18 protein-coding genes and 2 riboswitches are annotated in these 20,585 nt (G+C 61.8%); of the genes, 10 read left to right on the top strand and 8 right to left on the bottom strand.

Features of this window, described 5'->3' with window-relative positions; genetic code table 11:
- The first annotated feature begins 319 nt into the window (after nucleotides 1-319).
- The 10 genes from AC1D1J_RS05575 (at nucleotide 320) to AC1D1J_RS05620 (ending at nucleotide 12,187) form a co-directional block, all read left to right on the top strand.
- Nucleotides 320-1,315 (top strand): acyltransferase family protein, encoded by a 996-nt coding sequence (locus AC1D1J_RS05575; protein ID WP_477685242.1) that lies wholly within the window; start codon nucleotides 320-322, stop codon nucleotides 1,313-1,315.
- A 253-nt stretch (nucleotides 1,316-1,568) separates the two neighbouring features.
- On the top strand, nucleotides 1,569-2,594 hold the full coding sequence (gene denD / locus AC1D1J_RS05580) for a D-erythronate dehydrogenase (protein WP_477694091.1): 1,026 nt from the start codon (nucleotides 1,569-1,571) through the stop codon (nucleotides 2,592-2,594).
- A gap of 92 nt (nucleotides 2,595-2,686) precedes the next feature.
- Entirely contained in the window at nucleotides 2,687-3,658 is a 972-nt protein-coding gene (locus AC1D1J_RS05585; protein ID WP_477694092.1) for a TRAP transporter substrate-binding protein, read from the top strand.
- A gap of 103 nt (nucleotides 3,659-3,761) precedes the next feature.
- Nucleotides 3,762-4,256, top strand: a complete 495-nt coding sequence (locus tag AC1D1J_RS05590; RefSeq protein WP_477685239.1) for a TRAP transporter small permease — start codon at nucleotides 3,762-3,764, stop codon at nucleotides 4,254-4,256.
- A gap of 124 nt (nucleotides 4,257-4,380) precedes the next feature.
- Nucleotides 4,381-5,658 (top strand): TRAP transporter large permease, encoded by a 1,278-nt coding sequence (locus AC1D1J_RS05595; RefSeq protein ID WP_477685238.1) that lies wholly within the window; start codon nucleotides 4,381-4,383, stop codon nucleotides 5,656-5,658.
- Between the two features lie 342 nt (nucleotides 5,659-6,000).
- Nucleotides 6,001-6,570: a hypothetical protein gene (locus tag AC1D1J_RS05600; RefSeq protein WP_477694093.1), complete on the top strand. Its 570-nt coding sequence runs from the start codon at nucleotides 6,001-6,003 to the stop codon at nucleotides 6,568-6,570.
- 35 nt (nucleotides 6,571-6,605) lie between these two features.
- A riboswitch (glycine riboswitch) is annotated at nucleotides 6,606-6,721 on the top strand.
- Nucleotides 6,722-6,740: 19 nt separating this feature from the next.
- Nucleotides 6,741-6,845, top strand: a riboswitch (glycine riboswitch).
- Nucleotides 6,846-6,847: 2 nt separating this feature from the next.
- Nucleotides 6,848-8,041 (top strand): glycine cleavage system aminomethyltransferase GcvT, encoded by a 1,194-nt coding sequence (gcvT, locus tag AC1D1J_RS05605; protein WP_477694094.1) that lies wholly within the window; start codon nucleotides 6,848-6,850, stop codon nucleotides 8,039-8,041.
- A 48-nt stretch (nucleotides 8,042-8,089) separates the two neighbouring features.
- Nucleotides 8,090-8,455 (top strand): glycine cleavage system protein GcvH, encoded by a 366-nt coding sequence (gene gcvH / locus AC1D1J_RS05610; protein ID WP_477646220.1) that lies wholly within the window; start codon nucleotides 8,090-8,092, stop codon nucleotides 8,453-8,455.
- A gap of 55 nt (nucleotides 8,456-8,510) precedes the next feature.
- Nucleotides 8,511-11,405, top strand: coding sequence for an aminomethyl-transferring glycine dehydrogenase (gene gcvP, locus AC1D1J_RS05615; RefSeq protein ID WP_477694095.1), 2,895 nt, complete (start codon nucleotides 8,511-8,513; stop codon nucleotides 11,403-11,405).
- Between the two features lie 14 nt (nucleotides 11,406-11,419).
- Entirely contained in the window at nucleotides 11,420-12,187 is a 768-nt protein-coding gene (locus AC1D1J_RS05620) for a sulfite exporter TauE/SafE family protein (RefSeq protein ID WP_477694096.1), read from the top strand.
- A 57-nt stretch (nucleotides 12,188-12,244) separates the two neighbouring features.
- On the opposite strand, the gene AC1D1J_RS05625 is transcribed toward AC1D1J_RS05620, so the two are convergent.
- The 8 genes from AC1D1J_RS05625 to AC1D1J_RS05660 form a co-directional block, all read right to left on the bottom strand.
- Complete coding sequence (locus tag AC1D1J_RS05625) at nucleotides 12,245-13,015, bottom strand: transglutaminase family protein (RefSeq protein ID WP_477694097.1); 771 nt, start codon at nucleotides 13,013-13,015, stop codon at nucleotides 12,245-12,247.
- Between the two features lie 188 nt (nucleotides 13,016-13,203).
- Nucleotides 13,204-14,358, bottom strand: a complete 1,155-nt coding sequence (locus AC1D1J_RS05630) for a mannitol dehydrogenase family protein (RefSeq protein WP_477694098.1) — start codon at nucleotides 14,356-14,358, stop codon at nucleotides 13,204-13,206.
- 13 nt (nucleotides 14,359-14,371) lie between these two features.
- The gene (locus tag AC1D1J_RS05635) at nucleotides 14,372-15,382 is read right to left on the bottom strand and encodes a zinc-binding alcohol dehydrogenase family protein (protein WP_477694099.1); all 1,011 of its coding nucleotides are present in this window, start codon (nucleotides 15,380-15,382) and stop codon (nucleotides 14,372-14,374) included.
- 22 nt (nucleotides 15,383-15,404) lie between these two features.
- On the bottom strand, nucleotides 15,405-15,734 hold the full coding sequence (locus AC1D1J_RS05640; protein WP_477646226.1) for an L-rhamnose mutarotase: 330 nt from the start codon (nucleotides 15,732-15,734) through the stop codon (nucleotides 15,405-15,407).
- Nucleotides 15,735-15,867: 133 nt separating this feature from the next.
- Nucleotides 15,868-16,875: an aldo/keto reductase gene (locus AC1D1J_RS05645; RefSeq protein WP_477694100.1), complete on the bottom strand. Its 1,008-nt coding sequence runs from the start codon at nucleotides 16,873-16,875 to the stop codon at nucleotides 15,868-15,870.
- A 50-nt stretch (nucleotides 16,876-16,925) separates the two neighbouring features.
- Complete coding sequence (locus tag AC1D1J_RS05650) at nucleotides 16,926-17,870, bottom strand: ABC transporter substrate-binding protein (RefSeq protein ID WP_457280127.1); 945 nt, start codon at nucleotides 17,868-17,870, stop codon at nucleotides 16,926-16,928.
- Between the two features lie 68 nt (nucleotides 17,871-17,938).
- Entirely contained in the window at nucleotides 17,939-18,922 is a 984-nt protein-coding gene (locus AC1D1J_RS05655) for an ABC transporter permease (protein ID WP_477646229.1), read from the bottom strand.
- Nucleotides 18,923-18,953: 31 nt separating this feature from the next.
- Nucleotides 18,954-20,528 (bottom strand): sugar ABC transporter ATP-binding protein, encoded by a 1,575-nt coding sequence (locus tag AC1D1J_RS05660; protein WP_477694473.1) that lies wholly within the window; start codon nucleotides 20,526-20,528, stop codon nucleotides 18,954-18,956.
- Nucleotides 20,529-20,585: the final 57 nt, after the last annotated feature.

Genomic DNA, 20,585 nt, shown 5'->3' on the forward strand with positions numbered 1-20,585 from the left:
CTGAGAATCGTCTAGCTTGGTATAAGTCGCAATACCAAAGACGGCACAGTTGATGTAGGAACAAGACGACTCAGTGTAGGGTGGCAGGCATGCAATTGAGATGTCAGACCCGCGCGTATTGGTTGCAACTACGTAACAGCTGTGCGCTTGATGGCAGTTGCTTCGCAAAACGATACGGCTTGCAACAGTTTGCTTTCTTTTGGCGCACGGCCGTGGCTGCTATTGACTACGCTGCGCACATAATTTGTGCACGCAGTTGCGGTGAGCAAGACAGCAAAGAAGCAAGAAGAGGAACGCAAGGCCGATGACAGGTAAGAAAATGAAGCGCAGCATGGAAGTGGATACGGTAAGAGGCATCGCCTGCATCTTGCTGGTTCTGTTTCATGTAGTAGGGGATACGCCCTCAGTGGGCCTGAAGGTTCCGGAGGGGCACTGGCTGCAGATGTTCAATGAAGGGTTGGCCTATATCCGCATGCCGCTCTTTTCTTTTATCTCAGGCTATGTGTATGCATTTCGCCCCTATGAAGGCAATGCTGCTGAGTTCATTAAAGGCAAGGTCCGGCGGCTGCTGCTTCCCCTGATTACGGTGGGAACTATTTTTGCCGTCGTGCAGGCCTTCACGCCAGGCGCCAACTCATCGGTCAGTCAGTGGTGGCTGCTGCACATTGAACCCGTGGGGCACTTCTGGTTTCTTGAAGCGCTTTTTATTGTCTTCCTGGTCGTTCTGTTGCTGGAACACTTCAACGCGCTTTCTACTGCGGCCGGATTTGCGGTGGCCTGGGCACTCAGCGCGGTGCTGTTTGACTACTTCAGCCCACCCAACTATTTCGCAGCCCGCGGCGCCGTTTACCTTTTGCCTTTTTTCCTGGCCGGGCTTGCCTGCAAACGATTTGACATCGGGACGCCAAAGGCCCGGCTTGTGGCAGCGGCAGTATTTATTTGCGCCGCTACCGGGGCCATGCTTTTTCCGCAATTTTCCGAGCAGGGAAGTTCTGTCGCCGCACTGGCGCTCGGCGTCTCAAGCGCCTTTCTTCTTTTGCGGAGTGGCTGGAGTTTCGCGCCCCTGGCCTACATTGGATCCTTCTCATTTGCAATTTACCTGCTGCATGTTTTTTTTACGGCTGCGAGCCGTATCGCCTTCAGGAAGCTGGGTATCACGGACACGTATGTCCTGATGACACTGGGACTCGCCGCCGGAATTGCCGGCCCCGTCGCATCCGCGCTGCTCATCAGCCGGCACGCAGGCCTGAACCTGTGGCTCCTGGGAACTGTGCCTGGTAAACCGAAAACCAACCCAAAGACAGTAGTGGCCTGACATATCGGGCGCGGGCCAAGGCCCATTCCTTTCTGGCGCCAGCTCATCTTTGACGGCAGCACATCAGCACCCTGTCACGCCTCTTGCAACCCAGCCGATCTGCCTGCTGACCGGAAAGGCTTGTTCAACGCACGCCTGGCTGGCGGCCCTTCGTTCGAACTAAACTGCCTGACGCACCAAAAGCAAACCGGCAAACGGATCGGTGCGGGCATGCGGGCGGACAACCCGCAAAAGACAGAGAGACAACATATCCATGAATATCGTCATTACCGGCGGCGCCGGATTTCTCGGGGCCAGGTTGGCTCAACAGCTTTTGGATATCGGCCAACTGACCCTCGCGGGGAGCACGCCGCAAACCATCCAGAAATTGACACTGGTTGACAGGGTCGCGCCGCCGGCAACGCTTTTAGCGGACAAGCGCGTTCGAGCCGTCACCGGCGATCTGAGCCAGCTGCTGGAAAAAAGCGACCCGCAGGCCCTCGTGGTAACGGAAAAGGACGCTCTCGTATTTCATCTGGCGGCGGCAGTCAGCGGTGAATGCGAAGCGGACTTCGACCTTGGCATGCGCAGCAATGTCGACGCTACGCGTGCACTGCTGCAGGCGTGCCGTGCCCTGAAAACATCGCCCACCGTCGTATTCGCCAGCTCGCTCGCAGTGTTTGGGAATTCACCCGAGCAACCACTCCCGGCGGTCATTGACGACAGAACGCTGCCCACACCGCAGAACAGCTACGGCATCCAGAAATTCATCGGTGAACAACTGGTGGCTGATTACGCGCGCAAGGGTTTCATGCGCGGCCGCAACGTACGCCTGATGACCGTGAGCGTGCGGCCCGGAAAACCCAACGGTGCGGCATCAAGCTTTCTCAGCGGCATGATCCGGGAACCCCTGGCGGGAACGAGGGCGCAGTGCCCTGTCCCTCCCGAAACGGCCGTGGCTCTTGCGTCACCCGGCCGGACGGTTGAGGGATTGATTCGCGCTGCGCAAGCCAGCGACATCGAATGGGGTGCCCGCACAGCCGTCAATCTGCCGGCCCTCAAGACCACGGTCGGCGAAATGGCGCAAGCCCTGGCACGGGTGGCAGGAAAGGACGCGGCGGATTTGATCGACTGGGTGTACGACCCTGTCATCGCAAGAATCGTGGGCAACTGGCCTGCCGATATCGACGCAGCACGCGCGCGGTCGCTGGGCCTGCTGCCTGACAGTGATTTTGAAAGCATCATCGCGGCGTATTTAAGCGAAAACCCGCGCATGACCGCTGATGCATCGCGGCAATAATGCGTGTGCTTATGGTCGAAAAATCCTGATGCAGGACCGGCCCCAGTCGTCCACAGGATTTCCGGTCCGATCACCCAACGGAGACAAACAACATGAAGCTTTCAAAACTGATTATCGGCATGACGCTCGCAGCGGGATTCATGGCGTCTGCAAATGCACAGACCACCATGAAAATCAGCATTTCCACGGCCCAGAATTCGCATCAGGGCATTGCCATCGACACCTTTGCCAAAGAAGTCGAGAAACGAACAGCAGGCCGCTACAAAGTCCAGACCTTCTATAACGGCGCCCTGGGCGGCGAACGCGAATCCATCGAGGCCGTGCAGCTGGGCACCCAGGAGCTGGCCTTCTCCTCCACCGGCCCCGTGCCCAACTTTGTCCCCGAGACCAAGATCCTCGACGTTCCCTTCCTGTTCCGGGACAAGGCGCACGCACGCGCCGTGCTGGACGGCCCCATCGGCCAGAATCTACTGACCAAATTCGATGCCAAGGGCTTTAAGGCGCTGGCCTGGGCCGAGAACGGCTTTCGCCACATGACCAACAGCAAGCGGGACGTGAAAGTTCCGGAGGACCTGAAGGGACTGAAGATGCGTACCATGGAAAATCCGGTGCACATCGCCGCCTACAAAGGCCTGGGCATCATCACCACGCCCATGGCCTTTCCCGAAGTGTTCACGGCGCTGCAGCAAGGCACGGTCGACGGCCAGGAAAATCCCCTGTCTGTGATCATGTCCGCCAAGTTCGACCAGGTGCAAAAGCACCTTTCACTGACCGGTCACGTTTATTCACCCTGTATTTTTGTCATGAACAAGGCAGCTTTCGACAAGCTCAGCGCCGGCGACAAGACGGCATTCATTGACGCTGCCAAGGAAGCGACCAAGGCGAACCGGGCCCGCGTGGACCAGGACGATGCCAACGGTGTAGCCGAGCTGCGCAGCAAGGGCATGACCGTGATCGAAAACGTTGACAAGGCGAAGTTCGTGGCAACCCTGGCGCCGGTCAATGCTGAATTTGAAAAGCAATTCGGCAAAGCCAACATCGACGCGATCAGGAACTACAAGTAAACCGTTCCGCAACTATTTGCTACATTATTTGTAGCTGCTCGCGCCCGCCACCATTGGTCTGCGGGCGTTTTCATTGAAAATCCTCTCACGTATTGGTGCCGCCATGAAACAAGCCTTTCTTCAACTTGAACGGTGGACCACCGGTTTCTCCATGCTGGTGGCCTGCCTGATGCTGGTCATCGCATCGGGGCTCGGCGTGTTCCAGATCCTGACGCGTTTTGTCTTCGAGCAGCCTGCAGAGTGGAGTGAAATCCTGATCCGCCTCAGCCTGATCTGGATGGTCTTTATGGGAATTCCCATGGCTTTCCGCCAGGGCGCCATGGTCAGCGTGGACGTGCTCTATCGCTGGAGCCCACCCCGCATCCGGCGGGTGCTGGACTGGCTGGTCTGCCTCGCCGCCCTGCTCCTCGTCGCAGTCATCGTCTGGTGGGGCTGGGACTATTCCCTTCGCGGGCGTGTGCAGTCCATGGCCGGCCTTGAATCCATTTCCATGTTTTGGGGCTATGTGGCCATGCCTGTCGGCGGCATGTTCTGCGTGATGGGCATCATCGGCAACCTGATCGACCCACAGCGCAATGAACTGGAGACAGCTCAATGAAAACCCAAGATGGATTTCACCCCGTTCAAGCAGGGGCCGCGGAACCGGCTTTGCCGGGCCGCAGGCGCAGCGGCCCCCTCGGGGGGCAGCGCATTACACGAAGTGAAAAGCGTGGGGGCCAAGTATGACCGCGGTAATGATTTCCACCATGGTGTTGTGTTTTGCACTCACCGTATCGGTCGCCGTGTCCATCGGGCTGGCATCCATCTTCGGTATCCAGGCGTCCAACGCCAACATGCTGATCTCCGTCAAGGAGATGTTCTCCTCGATCAACAAGTTTCCGCTGGCCGCGATCCCCTTCTTCATCCTGGCCGGCAACCTGATGGAAACCGGCGGCATCTCGCGTCGGCTCGTCGAGTTCGCCAAAAGCATTGTGGGCGGCGTTCAGGGCGGCCTGCCCATGACCTGCGTGCTGACCTGCATGATCTTCGCCGCGGTGTCCGGCTCCTCCGTGGCCACCACCTTCGCGATAGGCGCCATCCTGATTCCGGCGCTCATCAAGCACGGCTACCCCACCGCCTACGCCGCAGCGCTGCAGGCCACCAGCGCCGAGTTGGGCGTGATCATTCCGCCTTCCATCCCCATGATTCTTTACGGCGTAAGCGCCGAGGTTTCGATCGGCGAACTCTTCATTGCCGGCTTCGGCCCGGGGCTGCTGATCGGTGGTGCGTTGATGCTCTTCGTCCACCTGTATTGCCGCTGGAAAGGCTGGGGCAAACAGGACGGCGACGGCCGCCTGAGCTTTGGCAAGGCGACCTGGCAGGCAGGTTGGGCGCTGCTGATGCCGGTGATCATTCTGGGCGGGATTTACGGCGGAATTTTCACGCCGACCGAAGCCTCTGCCGTGGCGGTGTTTTATGCGCTGGTCGTGGGCATCGTGATCTACCGCGAGATCAAGCCGGCCGACCTGTACGTCATTCTGCGCAAATCGGTGCTGTCCAGTGCCGTGATCATGTTCATCATCGCCAATGCCGGGTTGTTCGCCTTCCTGATCACGCGGGCCGGCGTGCCGGACGCCATAGGCCACTGGCTGGAAGCCGTGCTGCAGTCGCCCGCCCTCTTCCTGTTGGGCGTCAACGCGGCGCTGTTCATCATCGGCATGTTCATTGAAACCAGCGCCGCCATCATCGTGCTGGCGCCCATCCTGGCGCCAGTGGCCGTGCATTTCGGCATTGACCCGGTGCACTTCGGGCTGGTGATGGTGGTCAACCTTGCGCTGGGCATGATCACGCCGCCATTCGGCGTGAACCTGTTTGCAGCCTGCACGGTCGCCAGGATATCGCTGGACCGCATCGTGACCCACCTGCTCCCGTTTGTACTGGTGATACTGGCTTGCCTGATGGTGATCACTTACGTACCGCAGCTGTCTCTTGGCCTGCGCGATCTGGTCTACGCCAAATAGCTATTTTTTCGGACGGGGTTTCACGCCCTTGTCATCTACGCAGGCGATGCTTTAGGGCCTGTTAACGCTATTTATGCAAGATGCGTTGCGAGTCAAAAGGCCTTGAGCAAGGCGCAAAACGCAGGCGGGGTGAACCCCGTCAAGGCTTTGCAACGCCGCGCAGGGCCTTTTTGATCGCAACCCGGAGGGAATGGGGTGAGAAAGCCGCCACTCGGCGTTGCTCTCCTAGCCCAGACAGAAGTCTGGGCGTCGTCACGCGCCTTGATTGGCGGCTTTCTCACCCCATTCGCATTTGCATAAATAGCGTTAACAGGCCCTTACTTTCATTTGAGGATGAAATCCATGCAGCTCCATAAAACCGACCGTGCCCGCGCCGAGCTCAAGCCCGGCGTGAGAACGCTAGGCCAGCGCGAGCGCACCCTTCTGCTGATGGCCGACGGCAGCAAGTCTGCCCAGGACTTCCGACCGCTGTTTGAGGGCGACGGCGAAGCCATTGCCCTGCGCCTTTTGCGCGACGGCTTTCTGGAAGCCCATCCCGGCAAGACGTCCGCACCGGCAAAAAACCCCGCGCCTGCACCCGGCCACACACTCACGCCGGCGCAGTTACAGAACTTTCCCAGCCCCGAAACCACCCAGGCCATTCAGGTCTCTGCCGATCAATTTGAAGGCAAGCGCTCGCTTGCCACAACCCGGATGTTCCTGTTCGACATCTGCGAGCGTATGTTCGCCCGGCGCAACCCGGAGATGGCCGAGCGCTTTCGCGAAGCGCTGCGCAATGCCAAGGACCGCGAGACCATGCTCAGCGCCTCGCGCGAAATGATCGAGGAAATCGAAAAAATCGCGGGCCATGAGCGTGCCGACTCCATCAGCGAGCGGATCGCCATGCTGCTGCCCCAGCATCTGGCCGCCTGATCAAACTGACCGACCGCACAGCCGGTTCCGTTACACTTGCCGGGTCAGGAGAGAGTTTTCCTTAGCGAAAACCGCCGAAGGCGCACGTACACCCAAGGGCACCCCTTGGGCCGCACTGAACGCTCAGGCAAAAGGACTGGCAACCGCCCTGCGGCGCACCACGCTACAGGTCGTTCCCTACTGGAGAGAGGCAGCCTTTCACAGGCCCGCCCACCGAAGGAGCAAACCCGCATCGCCGGGTGAATCTCTCAGGTAAAGTGGACAGCAGGGGCAACTCATGGTTTTACCTGTTTGCCCCCTGGAGAATGCCTTGTCCGATTCGTCCACCTCTTCTGCCGCCCCCGAAACCCTGCTTAAAACGCCTTTGCACGACCTGCATTTAGAGCTTGGCGCACGCATGGTCCCTTTTGCGGGCTATTCCATGCCGGTGCAATACCCTGCGGGCCTGATGGCCGAGCACCACCACACGCGTCAGGCGGCAGGCCTTTTTGATGTCTCTCACATGGGCCAGCTACGCCTGGTGGGTGCTGATGCTGCAGCCGCCCTTGAATCCCTAATACCCGTCGACGTCATAGACCTGCCCGCCGGCAAGCAGCGCTACGGCCTGCTGCTGAACGACGAGGGCGGCATCATCGACGACCTGATGTTTTTCAACCGTGACTATGCGAACGGCGGCGACCTGTTTGTCATCGTCAATGGCGCGTGCAAGGTGGGTGACATCGCGCACATACAGGCCAAAATCGGCTCGCGCTGCGAAGTCATTCCCATGCCGGAGATGGCGCTCATGGCGCTACAGGGCCCGCAAGCTGTCACTGCCCTGCAGCGGCTGGCCCCGGGTGTCGAGAAACTGGTGTTCATGACCGGCGGACAATTCGACGTGGCCGGCTGCGATTGCTTCATCACCCGCAGCGGCTACACCGGCGAAGACGGCTTTGAAATCTCGGTGCCTGATTCGCAAGCCGACACGCTCGCACGAGCGCTGCTCGCGCAGCCCGAAGTCAAATCCATAGGCCTGGGCGCGCGCAACTCGCTGCGGCTGGAGGCGGGTCTGTGCCTCTACGGCAACGACATCGACACCAGCACCACACCGGTGGAAGCCAACCTCAATTGGGCCATGCAGAAGATTCGCCGGACCGGCGGAGCGCGGGCCGGTGGGTTTCCCGGCGCAGAAAAAATCCTGGCTCAACTGGCCGACCCCACCCAACTCACCCGCAAGCGTGTCGGCCTGGTGGCGCTTGAGCGCGTCCCGGTGCGCGATCACACCGAACTGCAAAGCACCGACGGTACGGTCATTGGCGAAGTCACCAGCGGTTTGCTGGGCCCCACGATCAATCAGCCGGTGGCCATGGGCTACGTCAAACCCGAATTTGCCGCACTGGGCACGCGCGTGAACGCCATCGTGCGCGGCAAGGCCGTGCCCATGGAAGTCGCCGCCATGCCTTTTGTTCCCGCCCGCTACTACCGCGGTTAAGCACCTTTTTAGTTTTAGTTTCTGCTCACTCAACCCCTGGAGAACCTCATGACCGTCAAATACACCGAAGACCACGAATGGGTCAAGATTGAAGGCAACGTTGCCACCGTTGGCATCACCGTGCATGCGCAGGACGCGTTGGGCGACGTGGTGTTTGTGGACCTGCCGGCTGTCGGCACCACTTTCGCCCAGAAAGAAACCGCCGGTGTTGTCGAATCCGTCAAGGCTGCGGCCGACGTGTATATGCCCTTGAGCGGCGAAGTGACCGAAATCAACGAAGCCCTGAAAAACGACCCATCGCTTGCCAACAGCGACCCGATGGGCGCCGGCTGGTTCTTCAAGGTCAAGTTATCTGACCCTTCACAGCTTGACGCGCTGATGGACGAGACCCGTTACACAGCCTTCGCCGCCTGATTTTCTGACCGACTTTTTTTGATTCCTGGCTGCCAAGCCTGACACGGGACCCGACATGTTGATGCAATCCGCCAAGCCCTTGGGCGATCTTGAAAATCCTTCCGAATTCATTGCCCGCCATATCGGCATTGACGACGCCGACGAAGTCCACATGCTCAGCATCGTGGGCTCGGCTTCGCGGCGCGCGTTGGTGGAAGGCATCGTTCCGCGCTCGATTGCACGCAGCACGGCCATGGCCATCCCGGCTCCTGTGACGGAGGCAGCAGCACTCAAGCAGCTCAAGGCCATCGCGGCCAAGAACCAGGTGTTCAAGAATTTCATCGGCCAGGGTTACTACGGCACCTGCACGCCCGGCGTGATCCTGCGCAATATCCTGGAGAACCCCGCCTGGTACACGGCCTACACGCCCTACCAGGCCGAGATTTCTCAAGGCCGCATGGAAGCGCTGATCAACTTCCAGACCATGGTCTGCGACCTGACCGGCATGCCGATCGCCAACGCCTCCATGCTCGACGAAGCCACCGCCGCCGCCGAAGCCATGACCCTGGCCAAGCGTAGCGTGAAAAGCAAAAGCAATGTCTTCATCGTCGCAGGCGACTGCCACCCGCAAACAATTGAGGTGATCCAGACCCGCGCCAAGCCCTTGGGCATCGAAGTAAAGGTCAGCACGGCAGCCGTCACGGTGCCGCAACTGATGGCCGAAGGCAATTACTTCGGCGTGCTGGCGCAATACCCCGCCACCACAGGCAGCATCCATGACCTGCGCCCGCTGGCCGGCCAGGCGCATGTCGATGGCGCAGCCCTCTGCGTTGCGGCCGACCTGCTGGCGCTCACGCTGCTGGCCCCGCCCGGTGAATGGGATGCCGACATTGTGCTCGGCAACACCCAGCGCTTCGGCATGCCCATGGGAAACGGCGGGCCGCATGCCGCTTACCTTGCCTGCCGCGACGAATTCAAGCGCTCGCTGCCCGGCCGCCTGGTCGGCGTGACCATCGACAGCCACGGCAACCCGACCTACCGCCTCGCGCTGCAAACCCGCGAGCAACACATCCGCCGCGAGAAAGCCACTTCCAACATTTGCACCGCGCAGGTGTTGCCGGCCGTCATCGCCAGCATGTACGCGGTCTACCACGGCCCGCAAGGCCTCAAGCGCATCGCCGAGCGTGTGGCGGCCTACACGGCCATCTTCGTGCAGGGCCTCAAAGAGCTGGGCTATGAAATCACCAACACGGGCGCCTTCGACTCCGTCACGGTGAAGACAGGTGATGCTACCAATTTGATAGCTGACCGCGCACGTTCGGCGGGCGCCAACCTGCGTTTTCGCCTGAATAACCATCTGGGCGTGTCGCTGGACGAAACCACCAGCCGCAAGGACATCGAACTGCTCTGGTCCTTCTTCGCCAAACCCGGCCAGACCGTGCCCGTGGTCAGTGCGTTTGAAAAAGGCATTGAATCGCTGATTCCTTCCGAGCTGCGTCGCACCAGCGCCTTCCTGTCGCACCCGGTGTTCAACACCCACCACTCCGAAACCGGCATGCTGCGCTACATCCGCATGCTCAGCGACAAAGATCTTGCGCTGGACCGCAGCATGATCCCGCTGGGTAGCTGCACCATGAAGCTCAACGCGACCAGCGAGATGATTCCCATCACCTGGCCGGAGTTCGCCAACATCCACCCGTTTGCCCCTGCCGACCAACTGCAAGGCTACGCAGAACTCGACAAGCAGCTGCGCGACTGGCTGTGCCAGGCCACCGGCTACGCGGGCATCAGCCTGCAACCCAATGCCGGTTCGCAAGGTGAATACGCGGGCCTGCTGGTCATCAAAGCCTTCCACGAGTCCAAAGGCCAGGGCCACCGCAACATCTGCCTGATTCCATCGTCGGCCCACGGCACCAACCCGGCCAGTGCACAGATGGTGGGCATGACCGTCGTCGTCACTGCCTGCGACGCGCAGGGCAATGTCGATATGGCCGACCTCAAGGCCAAGTGCGAACAACATAGCGCCAACCTCGCCTGCGTGATGATCACCTATCCCAGCACGCATGGCGTGTTTGAAACCCAGGTGAAAGAGCTCTGCGCCATGGTGCACAGCCATGGCGGACGCGTTTACGTGGACGGCGCCAACATGAACGCACTGGTGGGCGTGGCCGCGCCAGGCGAGTTCGGTGGCGACGTGAGCCACCTGAACCTGCACAAAACCTTTTGCATCCCGCACGGCGGCGGCGGCCCGGGCGTTGGCCCGGTGTGCGTGGTGGCTGACCTGGTGCCTTACCTGCCCGGCCATGCCACTGCGGGGATTCCCGTCAACGGCGTCGGCGCTGTCTCGGCTGCACCGCTAGGCAATGCCGCGGTGCTGCCCATCAGCTGGATGTATTGCCGCATGATGGGCCCGGAAGGTCTGACGCAAGCGACCGAAGTGGCCATCCTCAGCGCCAACTACATCAGCTCACGCCTGAAGGACCACTTCCCGACGCTCTACGCCAGCGAGAACGGCCATGTCGCGCATGAATGCATTCTCGATCTGCGCCCGCTCAAGGAAACCAGCGGCGTCACCGCCGAAGACGTGGCCAAGCGCCTGATGGACTACGGCTTTCACGCGCCCACATTGAGCTTCCCTGTGCCCGGCACCCTGATGGTCGAGCCGACCGAAAGCGAAACCCTGGCCGAGCTGGACCGTTTCATCGACGCGATGATCGCCATCCGCGAAGAGATCCGCAAAGTCGAAGCCGGCCAATGGCCCCAGGACAACAACCCGCTCAAGCATGCGCCACACACCGCAGCCAGCCTGATGGGCGCCGACTGGGACCGCCCCTACTCACGCGAGACCGGGGCCTTCCCGCTGGCTTCGCTCAAGCAGGTCAAATACTGGCCGCCGGTTGGCCGCGTCGACAACGTTTACGGCGACCGCAACCTTTTTTGCAGTTGCGTGCCCGTGAGTGACTACGCCTAGGACCTGTCAACACTGTGTTGGCAGGTACTGACGCTCACATCATCCTCATCGTCGCGGGCGCGGCGGCGGCGGGGTTTGTCCAGGGCCTGTCGGGCTTTGGCTTCAGCCTTGTCGCCATGTCCTTCTGGGCCTGGGCCATAGACCCGAAGCTGGCCGCTGTCATGGCGGTGTTCGGCGGCCTGACCGGCCAGGTCATGGCGGCCTTCACGGTCAGCCGCACTACGGACTGGAAGCGCCTGCTGCCGTTTCTGACCGGCGGCCTGCTAGGGCTGCCGCTGGGTTTGCTGTTGTTACCGCGGCTTGACGTCCAATTGTTCAAGTTGTTTCTCGGCGTGCTGCTGGCGGTGTGGTGCCCGGCCATGCTTTTTTCGGGCAAGCTCCCGCGTATCCACCATGGGGGGCGAATTGCAGACGGAACGGCCGGCGTCGTCGGCGGTTTCATGGGTGCGCTGGGTGGTTTCAGTGGCGTTATTCCGACGCTGTGGTGCACCCTGCGGGGCTACGAGAAAGCTGCCCAGCGCGCCGTCATCCAGAACTTCAACCTGGCCGTGCTGACAGTCACCATGGCCAGCTACGGCGTCGCCGGCCTGGTCACCCGTGAGACGCTGCCCATGCTGGCCATCGTGGCGCCTGCGGCACTCGTTCCCGCGTGGCTGGGCGGACGGCTTTACACGGGCATCAGTGACCTGGCCTTTCGCAGACTGGTGCTGAGCCTGCTGACCTGCTCCGGCCTTGCGATGCTGGTGTCATCCGTGCCGGAGTTGTTGCGGCGGATGGGGTAGAACATCATCGTATGGTTCGCTTAAGGCGCCATAAAGGGAAGTCGGGCGCATTTCATTTCAATAGAAGCGGGAGCCGGCCCGTAGCTCGCGAATGGCCCGCATCATGGTCGGCGCCAGCGCATTCCATTGCAACGCCCGCAACGATCGGCGGTAGCGCAGCCCGTTGGCGCGCAGGGATGCCGACACCAGTTCCAGGGGGTCGCTCACCACGCACAGAAGCCGCGTGAGCATGGGATCCTGGTCGGGGGGCACACCGCCGAGGAAGGCATCGTTCTTCCCGTCCCACAGAAGCTGGGCGTTGATGTGGATGCCCCAGCCGCATGCCCAGCCGTTCGCTTTCAGGCGTTCCAGGGCGGCAGCCACGTATTCGGCATCGAAAATGTAGGTGTCAGTACGCACCCAATGGCCCAGCCAGAACTCCGCCAAGGGGCGCGCCGCCGGCGTGGCTCTCGGGATCAGGCCGCGAAGCATCTCGCCGCGCATCTCCATGTAGCGCACACGAGCCGGGATGCCGGCGGAGCGCATCAGCGCAATCAGCAGCGTCACCTTGTCGTCACCGTCGCCCGCGCGCGCCTCGAGTACGTCGCGGGCGGTCGGGTACTGCAGCTTTATCCGCTTGGTATAAGGCAGTCGCTTGACGAAGCGATAGATAGCCAGTGCCTTGTCCCGGTCGGTGCGGCACAGCTGGACAATCGAGCGAGCCTTCAGGCGCAGCTTGGTGTCGTCCAGGTCCAGCAGGGGCGTTGTGCCAAGCCAGTCCTGCGGCCGGTCGCTGGCTCTTTGATGCAGCCGGCGGGGCGAATCGAATTGTGCGGCAAGTGCCACCATGAAACCACCGACGGAGTGAATGGTTTACGCATCGTAACCCCGGAGGCGCAATTGCGGCGAATTTCCGTTCCACACCCGGGCGCTGACGGACTGGCCCCTTCTTCCTCCGGAGAAGGCAGGCATGAGGGCTCGCAACGTCGGATGTTGCGCCGCAGCATGTCATCAAACGCCGGTGACCAGCCGGCGATTCAGGCACCAGTGCCCAGGGTGCTTCCGGTTTCAGCTAACGCATTGCGCAGCTGGGTCTGTGCGATGGGCACTTGCAGCGCCGCGGCGCGCTCCACCACGGGTGCCAGGCGGCGCAGCTTTTTCTGCGCGTGGTCCTTGGCAATGTCGGCCAGACGGTGTTCCAGAAACGGATTAAGCAGACGGTCGCGCAATTCCACCAGGTAGGCGCGGGCTTCGGCACCTGTGCCCTCGGCGTCAAATACCGGCAGCACCTCGTCGGCCCACACCGCCTCCAGCGGGGTGCGCAGTGCCGGGGTGTGCATGGCCTGCACCACGGTCATGTCCGCAGCACCGCCCAGCAGCCGCCAGCGTTCGGCCAATATGGTGTGGCCCAGATTCAGCAGCCAGAGCTTGCGTTGCTCGAATGGGGCCAGTGCATCCGTCACCACCATGGCCGGGTGGCTGCAAGGAAGCACCATGCGCGGCTGGTGTTCGATGGCCCACAGCGCGTAGGGCTCGGCCACCGCACCGGCGGGTTCCAGCGGAGACGACACGATGCGGTCCACCAGTGAATTGACCCAAACGCAGTGCTCCCGCACATAGCGAAGGAAGGCCGGCGTAACGCCCCAGCTCTGTGCCAGCGTGGATACCAGGTCGCGCAGTGTGTCACCGTTGCGGCTGACCAGTTCGCAGGGGTACAGCGTCAGGGGAGCCTCCGGCTGCTGCTGCCAGCGGTGGTGCAGAAGCGCCACCAGCTTGGCCGGGTAGCTGCGCGGCGGCGGCGTCGTCGTCGGGCTACGCAGCAGCGCCGCGGTGTCGGAGTCGTCCAGCACATAGCCCATGTCCGCGGTGTTGGAGATGATGACCTGCACGGTGGTAGCCATGGCATCGCGCAACAGTGTCCAGTCGCGGCGGGCATGCCAGACGGCCTGGACTGCGTTCACTTGCACGGTTTCCTCGATACGCCGGCCATGTTGCATGCCGCGCAATTCGACGCGGTAGCCATGTGCCAGTGCCGCGGCGCGCGCGCTGCTCTGCGGGCTGTCTGTGCTCTGCACCACAGTTATGCCGCCCAGCGCCTGGCCCTGGCCCTGGGCCAGGGCCTCGGACACAAACAGGTCTGCATGCGCCTGCAGAAAGCGCCCGGTGCCGAACTGGAGGATGGGCGTGCTCACGTGCAGGCCCCGGTCAGCATTCGATCAGCGCCTTGACCACGCCCTGCGTGGGGTCCAGCAGGGTGGCGAACTGGGCAGGTACATCGGCCAGGGCCATGCGATGGGTGTTGAGTGCCGCGGTGGGGATTTTGCCGCCCCGCATCGCCTCCAGCACCGTTTCGAAGTCTTCCATGGTGGCATTGCGGCTGCCCAGCAGCGTCGCCTCGCGTTTATGAAACTCCGGATCGGCGAAGGTAATGTTGTCCAGCACTATCGACACCAACACATACTTGCCGCCATGGGCAATGAACTGGAAGCCGCGCTCCATGGCCTTTGCGTTGCCCGTGGCGTCAAAAACGACATCGTAAAAATCTCCATCAGTCAGTGCGCGCAGCTCGTCCAGGTCCTTGTCACCTATCACAACACCGGCATGCGCCCCCAGGTGTTGTTTGCAGAATTCCACCCGCTCCTTTCGCGTGTCCAGCGCTGTGACCTGGCCACCACGCAGGCCGGCGAATAGCAAGGCAGCCATGCCGATGGGACCCGTCCCTACCACCAGTACACGCTGGCCGGGCTGCACGTCGGCGCGACGTACGGCGTGGGCACCAATAGCCAGAAATTCCAGCATGGCGGCCTGGTCCAGTGAAACACCCTCTGCCTTGCGCACAAACTGCGCGGGTACGTTGAGATACTCGGTGAAGGCGCCGTCGCGGTGCACGCCCAGTACCTGGATGTGGACGCAGCAGTTGGTCTTGCCCTGGCGGCAGGCTACACACCGGCCGCATGACAGGTAAGGCATGACGAAGACGCTGTCGCCGGCCTGGAGGGGGCTGTCCGCTGGAGCTTCCTCTACGGTACCCGCGATTTCGTGGCCCATGACGCGTGGATAGGCCAGGAAGGGTTGTTTGCCGGTGAAGATGTGCAGATCGGTGCCGCACACCCCCACGCGGCGGATGCGCAGCAGCACATCGCCTTCATTGCGGATAGGCATGGCCCCTTCGACCGTGCGCAGCACGCCGGGAGTTTCGCAAATGACTGTCAGCATAGATATCCTTGGGTGGAAGTGGTTAGTCAATGTGGAATACGGATTCCATGGCGGCCCAGTGCTCGCCTGGGCTGCGGGTTTGAAGGGGGCGTTGGCAGGGGCCGCAGAGGGTCCACCAACGCTGCGTCTCGGCATCAGCGGCGATAGCGGCCATGTCCGCGTCAAAGTCCCGGCCGTGGTATTCCCAGTAGCCGAACAGCAAGTTTTCCGGCTCTCGCAGAAAAATGCTGTAGTTGCGCACCTGCGATTGGTGAATGCGCTGCAGCACAGCGGGCCAGACGGCCGCGTGCAGGCGCTTGTATTCGGCGATGTGTCGGGGGTCGATACCAATGACCCATCCCATTCGTTGCATGTCAATTTCCGTCTATATGTTGGCCAAGGTGGTACAGGCGGCGCGCATTGCCGCCAAAGATGGCGGCCAGTGGCCAGTGCGGTTTGCCAGATTCCAGAAATGCGGGTGTGCGTCGATCAGCATGGGGTCTTCCTCAGACTGGTACCGGCGCATCGGGATGCAGCAGGTCGCGGCTGCGCAGGGCCTGCCACAGCGTGGCGGGAATGGGCGTCTCCAGCCAGGCGACGTTCTGTTGCAGCTGGGTTGCGGTGCGGGTGCCGGTGACGCAACTCACCACCGCAGGGTGCGCCAGTGGAAACTGCAGTGCGGCGGCCTGCAAGGGCACGCCGAATTCCTCGCAAGCCAACGCCAAGGCTTGCACGCGCGCCACCACGGCGGGCGGGGCTTCCGCATAATTGAATTTGGTGTTGCCCGCCAGGACGCCGGAGTTGAACGGCGCGGCCACCACGATGGCGTTGCCGCGGCGCATGCAGTCGCCCAGAAAGGGGGTGATGCAGTCCTGCTCCAGCAGGGTGTAGCGCCCGGCCAGCATGGTGCAGTCCAGGTCGAACTCCTGCATGCTGTCCATCACCACCTGCCATTCGTTCACGCCCAGGCCCACTGCCTTGGTGGCACCGCTTGCGCGCAATTCGTCCAGCGCGCGGAAGCCGCCGCCCGTGGTCAATTGTTGCCAGTAATGCGCATGCTGTTCGCCGTGGGTGTCGCGGCCGATGTCGTGTACGTACAGGATGTCGATGTGGGCCAGACCCAGCCGTTGCTGGCTGTCCTCGAATGAGCGCATCACGCCGCTGTAGCTGTAGTCATACTGCGGGCGAAACGGGTAGGGGTTGGCCCATCCGCCATCGCCAGCAGTCACACTGGCATCAGGACGCAGCAGGCGGCCCACTTTGGTGCTGACTACATACTCGTGCCGGGGGCAGTCGGCCAGCTGGGCACCCAGGCGGTGCTCGGAGCGGGTGTAGCCGTAGTAGGGTGCCGTGTCGAAATAGCGCACGCCGGCCGCCCAGGCGCAGGTAAAGACCTCCTCGACCTCGCGGGCACTGGTAGCACGGTACAGGCCGCCCATTTGCGAGCAGCCCAGGCCCAGGGCGGTCAGCCGCAGGTCCACGCGGGGAAAGGGTTTCAAATCCGTGGTGTGCATATACCCATCCTCCGGCAGCCGGTGCCGGAGGGTCCTTGGGTTGGAGCGGTTTAGTAGAGGACGTTCTTGGCAGCGGGCGTGTCGATGTTTTTCTTGGTCACCATCAACACACCGGTATCGCGGAAGGCGGGCACTTTCTTGCCTGCCACGATTTCCGCCACGGTCTTTACGCCGAGGTTGCCCATCTCAAAGGCGCTTTGCACGGCAATCGCCTCGATGGTGCCGTCTTTCACAAAGCCTTGCAGGTCGGAGTTGCCGTCAAAGCCAATGGCCACCACCTTGCCGGCTTTGCCCGACTGAACCAGTGCGCGGCCCATGCCGATAGCGGTGGGTTCGTTGGCGCCGAAGATGCCCTTGAGGTCGGGGTTGGCGGCCAGCACGTCGGTGGTCTGGTTCAGTGCGGTACCCATCTGCGAGTTGGAGTAGAAGGGGCCCACGATCTGCAGCTTGGAATGCTTCTTGATGTAGTCGGTGAAACCTCCCACGCGGCCGATTTCGGAGCCCGAGCCCGCGGTGTAAGACATGACGGCGATTTTGCCGGTGGTACCGACTTTCTCGATCAGCGTCTTGGCGGACATTTCTCCGGCAGTCTTGTTGTCGGTGGCCAGGAAGGACTGGTAGTAAGCCTTGCCGGAATCCGATGCGGCGGAGTCAATCAACACCACAGGAATCTTGGCTTCCCAGGCTTTTTTCATGGCGGGGATCAGGGCATCCGGATCCGACGGGGCCAGCACGATGCCGGCCACCTTGCGGTTCACGGCGTTTTCCACCAGGGCCACCTGCCCGGCCAGGTCGGTGTCGGATGCTGCCCCCTGGAAGGTGGCGGTGTAGCCCTTGAGATTTCCCACGGCGGCGTTGGCACCCTTCTTCACGTTTTGCCAGAAATCCGAGTTGGCGGTCTTCACGATGACGGCAATTTCCTTGTCGGCGGCCATAGCCATCGACGACGCAGCCACCAGGGCGGCTGCGATCAGTGTGTGGACAAATTTTTTCATTTCTTTCCTCATGGGTAGTGGTTGTGGAGGTTGTCTCTCGAAGTCCCGGTAAGCCCTGCCGGTAGGGATCACTTGCGATGGCGCATCTGGTCGATCCATACGGCCAGCAGGATGACGACGCCAATCAGAATTTGTTGGGTGAAAGCGGACACGCCGCTCATGTTCAAACCGTTGCGCAGGATGCCAATCACGAACGCACCGATGACGGTGCCCGACACCGTGCCCACACCACCCGTGAGCGAGGTGCCGCCTATCACCGCGGCGGCAATGGCATCAAGTTCGTACATCAGGCCTTCACTGGGCTGGGCCGTGACCAGGCGTGACATCAGCACGCAGCCGGTCAGCCCGGCCAGCAGGCCGGAAAGCACATAGGCAAACAGCGTCACGCCATTAACATTCACGCCCGAGAGCCGGGCGGCTTCCAGGTTGGAGCCGATGGCGTACAGATGGCGGCCCAACGTGGCACGGTTAAGCAGGATGGAGACGGCCAGCGCCAGCACGATCATGAGCACCACGGGGTAAGGGATGCCGACGAACACCACATCGGGGAAGCCGTCCGCACCGATATTGACGATGCGGAACAAGGCTCCGTTGCCCAGTTCCGCAAAGCTGTCGCCCAGGCCGCTGATGGCGCGGGCATCGGTCAGCTGCAAGGCCACGCCGCGTGCCACCAGCATCATTCCCAGGGTAGCAATAAAGGGCGGCAGTTTGAGCACCGTCACGCACAGGCCGTTGATCAGCCCGCACAGTGCACCGACCAGCAGGCCGGCAAACATGCCCAGCGGCACGGGCGCGCCCGCCTTGACCAGCATGGCGGCCACGACGCCGGACAGTGCCAGGATGGCACCTACCGAGAGGTCGATACCGCCGGTGATGATCACGCAGGTCGCTGCGATGCCGAGGTAGGCAATGGAGGTCACCTGGAGCGCCACGGTCATGCCATTGCCCACGCTGAAGAAGGCGTTGCTGGTGAACGAGAAGATGGCGATGAGTCCCAGCAGGCTGGCCAGCGCGGCAAATTTCTGAAACAGGTCTTGTTGTTGTTCGGTCATGATGTGGTTCGGGAAAGAAGTCTTGAAGGGTTCAGTGGGTCAGCTGGTCGGCGGGCAAAGGCGGCACGCTGCGGCCGGAGGCGTAGTGCATGACCTCCTCCTGGTGGGTCTCGCGGGTCGGGAGGATGGTGACCAGGCGGCCTTCATGGAAGACCGCGACACGGTCGGTCATCCCCATGATTTCGGGCAGCTCGGAGCTGATCATCACGACGCCGATGCCCTGCCCTGCGAGCTGGTCGAGCAACTGGTAGATCGCATACTTGGCGCCCACATCGATGCCGCGCGTGGGCTCGTCAAAGAACAGCACGCGTGATTGACGGAACAGCCATTTGCTGATCACGAGTTTTTGCTGGTTGCCGCCCGAGAGCAGGCGCACGATCTGGCTGCTGCTGGGCGTGCGGATGTCGAGTGCGCCAATGTAGCGGCGTGCGGCATCCTGCTCTTTGGAAAACTGGATCATGCCCGCACGGTTCGACACGGCTTCCATGTTGGCCAGCGTGATGTTCTGTGCCACGTTCATCTTCAATGCCAGCCCGTCGTGCTTGCGGTCCTCTGACAGGTAGGCCAGCCCTTGGCGTACGGCATCCCGTGGCGAGTGAATGGTGAGTCGCTCCCCGGCCAGGAACACCTCGCCGGCGTCGATGGGGTCGGCACCAAAAATGGCGCGAGCCACTTCGGTACGGCCAGCCCCCATGAGCCCTGCAAAGCCCAGAATTTCGCCGCGGCGCAGCTCAAAGTTCACGTCGTGAAACACACCCTGGCGTGTCAGGCCCTGTACGCGCAACAACACGTCGGTAGTGGGCACGGATGTTCTCTTGGGGAATACATCGTCCAGCGAGCGCCCCACCATTTTTGCCACGATCTCTTCCACACTGGTATCGGCCAGGTGTTCAGTGGACACGTAGCGTCCATCGCGCAAGACGGTGACCCGGTCCACGATGAGCGCCAGTTCGTCGAGGCGGTGGGAGATGTAGACAATGCCCACCCCCGTACGCTTGAGCTCATGGATGATGGCAAAGAGCTTCTCGGTCTCCGACTCTGTGAGGGACGAGGTGGGTTCGTCCATGATGAGCACCTGGGCGTTGAGCGACAGCGCCTTGGCAATTTCCACCATCTGCTGCTGGGCTACCGACAGGGTTTTGACCAGAGCGTCCGGTGCAATGTCCTGCCCCAACCGATCCAGGCATTGCTGTGCCTGGCGACGCAGTGCCGCCCGGTCAATCAGCCAGCCTTTGCGTGGCTCGCGGGCCAGGTAAATGTTTTCAGCCACCGTGAGGTGCGGAGCCAGGTTCAACTCCTGGTGAATGATGGCAATGCCGACAGCCTGGGATTCGGCGGTGGATTGGAACTGGCAGGCTTCGCCGCGGTAGTACAGGGCCCCCGCATCGGGCTGGTACTGGCCGCTGATGACCTTCATCAGCGTCGATTTGCCGGCGCCGTTTTCGCCGCACACCGCGTGGACCTCGCCACTTCGCACCTCAAAGCTCACACCATCCAGTGCCAGCACCCCCGGGAAGCGTTTGGTAATCCCTTCCAGGCGCAACAGTACGCCAGCCTCGGCGGGGCTGGGCGCATCGGGACGGACGGGATCGGACACGGAAGACAGCAATGCGAACTCCTCTTGGTGGGTCAGGGGACCGGGAGGGATGAATCTGCTGTTTTG

The organism is Polaromonas sp. P1_F8 (assembly GCF_056405635.1).

Bases quoted from the DNA above. Each gene is read 5' to 3' on its own strand.
- AC1D1J_RS05650 (WP_457280127.1), bottom strand. From the start codon at position 17,870: ATGAAAAAATTTGTCCACACACTGATCGCAGCCGCCCTGGTGGCTGCG.
- AC1D1J_RS05595 (WP_477685238.1), top strand. From the start codon at position 4,381: ATGACCGCGGTAATGATTTCCACCATGGTGTTGTGTTTTGCACTCACC.
- gcvH (WP_477646220.1), top strand. From the start codon at position 8,090: ATGACCGTCAAATACACCGAAGACCACGAATGGGTCAAGATTGAAGGC.
- AC1D1J_RS05575 (WP_477685242.1), top strand. From the start codon at position 320: ATGAAGCGCAGCATGGAAGTGGATACGGTAAGAGGCATCGCCTGCATC.
- AC1D1J_RS05645 (WP_477694100.1), bottom strand. From the start codon at position 16,875: ATGCACACCACGGATTTGAAACCCTTTCCCCGCGTGGACCTGCGGCTG.
- denD (WP_477694091.1), top strand. From the start codon at position 1,569: ATGAATATCGTCATTACCGGCGGCGCCGGATTTCTCGGGGCCAGGTTG.
- AC1D1J_RS05600 (WP_477694093.1), top strand. From the start codon at position 6,001: ATGCAGCTCCATAAAACCGACCGTGCCCGCGCCGAGCTCAAGCCCGGC.
- AC1D1J_RS05640 (WP_477646226.1), bottom strand. From the start codon at position 15,734: ATGCAACGAATGGGATGGGTCATTGGTATCGACCCCCGACACATCGCC.
- AC1D1J_RS05655 (WP_477646229.1), bottom strand. From the start codon at position 18,922: ATGACCGAACAACAACAAGACCTGTTTCAGAAATTTGCCGCGCTGGCC.
- AC1D1J_RS05625 (WP_477694097.1), bottom strand. From the start codon at position 13,015: ATGGTGGCACTTGCCGCACAATTCGATTCGCCCCGCCGGCTGCATCAA.
- AC1D1J_RS05585 (WP_477694092.1), top strand. From the start codon at position 2,687: ATGAAGCTTTCAAAACTGATTATCGGCATGACGCTCGCAGCGGGATTC.
- gcvP (WP_477694095.1), top strand. From the start codon at position 8,511: ATGTTGATGCAATCCGCCAAGCCCTTGGGCGATCTTGAAAATCCTTCC.
- gcvT (WP_477694094.1), top strand. From the start codon at position 6,848: ATGGTTTTACCTGTTTGCCCCCTGGAGAATGCCTTGTCCGATTCGTCC.
- AC1D1J_RS05590 (WP_477685239.1), top strand. From the start codon at position 3,762: ATGAAACAAGCCTTTCTTCAACTTGAACGGTGGACCACCGGTTTCTCC.
- AC1D1J_RS05635 (WP_477694099.1), bottom strand. From the start codon at position 15,382: ATGCTGACAGTCATTTGCGAAACTCCCGGCGTGCTGCGCACGGTCGAA.